Raw genomic sequence first — 1,872 nt, forward strand, 5'->3', positions numbered from 1 at the left:
GTTCTTTGAGCCAGCTGAATGGAGGAACGAGCAGCTCGTAAGAAAGGGGAGCCACGATTGCTCCTGTCGCTGCTCTGCGTCCCGCGAACGGCTGCTTCCGGGATAGCCCGACGGCTGCTCCGGGTCGGCCGCAGTCAACCGGGCACAACGAAATGCCACTACGTTGGCGCCGCAGTAAACCAATCGCACAAGCTCCGACGCACCGCCCCGGCACCGGTGGCGCGACTGGACGTAAGTCGCTGATTTTCTGCGCACACTGTTGCCGATACTCTGGCGCCCTACGCCCACGCCTGCCCCGCGCCGTCAGGTCTGCATGACCAGCGACGTCAGTTGCGCCGCGCGCGCCACGGCCGTCTTCGCGTAGATCGACTTGATCTGCGTGCGGATCGTGCCGATCGACACGCTGCGCAACGTAGCGCATTCCTGCGGCGACAGCCCGTCGCAGCACAGCAGCACGGCGAGGTCGGCCTCCGCCGACGACAGTCCGTAGAACACGCGCAGCCGCTGCGCGCGGGCCGACGGCGAACGCAGGTCGGCGGCCGTCATCAGCGTCGCGACGCCCGGCCGCTCGCGCGTCAGCCGCGACTGCTCGGGCACCGGCATCAGCGCCAGCGGCAGCGGTTCGCCCGTGGCGCGCCGCAACAGCAGCCCGCCGCGCGCGTACGCGTGCCGCCATTGCGCATCGTCGACGCAGCCTTCCGGCGCGAATCGCCCGTTCACGACCCGCAGCGCCGGTTCCGCCGCGATCAGTTGATCGGCCGCGCGATTCGTGTAGCGCAACTCGCGCTGCGCGCCGAGCAGGAACACCGGCACCGGAATCGCATCGAGCGCCGATTCGGCCGCGGCCACGCGCGCTTCGAGCTCGCCGATCCGCGCCTGGATCTGCAGCGCGCGGCTGATGTGCATCCCCATGTTTTCGATCGCGTGGCGCTGATCGTCGGAAAGCCCTTGCGATTCGGGGCCGCCCTGGACGCTGAGGAATGCGCCGGAGCCCTCGCTGCGATGGATGTACAGGCCCGAGATGCTGCCGAGCCCGTAAGGGTGAAGGAATTCCTGGTAGAACACGCTGTGCGCGCGCTGGTGCGCAGACAGGTGCTTGACGTCCTCGAACCAGCGGCCCGCCGGCCAGTTGGCGGCAACCGGCACGACCGGGTCGTACCGGTAGAACTCGGTGTTGTAGGTGTGGTAGCACGCGGCGACCCATGACGCGTCGTCGCCCGCCGCCTGCTCGATCGCCGGCACCCTCGCCGCGTCGTCGAACGACAGCAGCGTGACCATGCGCACGCCGACCCACGATCGCAGCCCGTCCAGCACCGTTTCCCATCGTTGATCGCCCAGCGCCGCAGCGTAGACGTCATCGATCCATGCCGATGGAATCAACCCGTTCATTTGCATCTGGCCACCCCGCGCCGTGCGTTTTTGTCTAACGTCTTCTGCGCATCTTAGTCAATCGACGCCATCGTTTGAATCACTCGTTCGCGTTTGACCGAAATATCCCGTTTTCCACCGCTTATCGTCAGACGTAATGGTCGTTTTTCCGGCTTCGCAACCCAATCGAATCCGGCGCGCGCGGTGCCGCCGCTTTTCATCCGGATCAGGGTATGCCATGATGCGGCGCATGACGATTCGAAACACCACGATCTCGCTGCACCACCACGGACGCCCTCTGTTGCGCCGTGGCTCGTTTCGCATCTAGCAATTGCATCGGGTGAATGCCCGATCCAGACGACAACCAAGGCGCCTCCTGAACTGCACCCCAAAAGTTGGACACCCGTCCAACCTTTGGGGTGTTTTTCATGACGAAGTACAACGAGCAGTTCAAGCAACGCATCGTTGACGAGTATCTTGCCGGCGGAATTGGTATCAAGTCGC

The 1,872-nt window shown here is 65.0% G+C and carries 2 protein-coding genes; both read right to left on the minus strand.

Annotated features, from left to right (window positions below; all coding sequences use genetic code 11):
* Window positions 1-303: 303 nt before the first annotated feature.
* A complete protein-coding gene (locus G3N64_RS39005) occupies window positions 304-1,389 on the minus strand; it encodes a helix-turn-helix transcriptional regulator (protein WP_241021440.1) in 1,086 nt (361 codons plus the stop codon).
* A 53-nt stretch (window positions 1,390-1,442) separates the two neighbouring features.
* The coding region (locus tag G3N64_RS39010; RefSeq protein ID WP_205788883.1) for a hypothetical protein at window positions 1,443-1,872 on the minus strand (430 nt) is incomplete at its 5' end.

Source organism: Burkholderia sp. Ac-20344 (assembly GCF_017104975.1).
Lineage (GTDB): Bacteria > Pseudomonadota > Gammaproteobacteria > Burkholderiales > Burkholderiaceae > Burkholderia.

Bases quoted from the DNA above. Each gene is read 5' to 3' on its own strand.
- G3N64_RS39005 (WP_241021440.1), bottom strand. From the start codon at position 1,389: ATGAACGGGTTGATTCCATCGGCATGGATCGATGACGTCTACGCTGCG.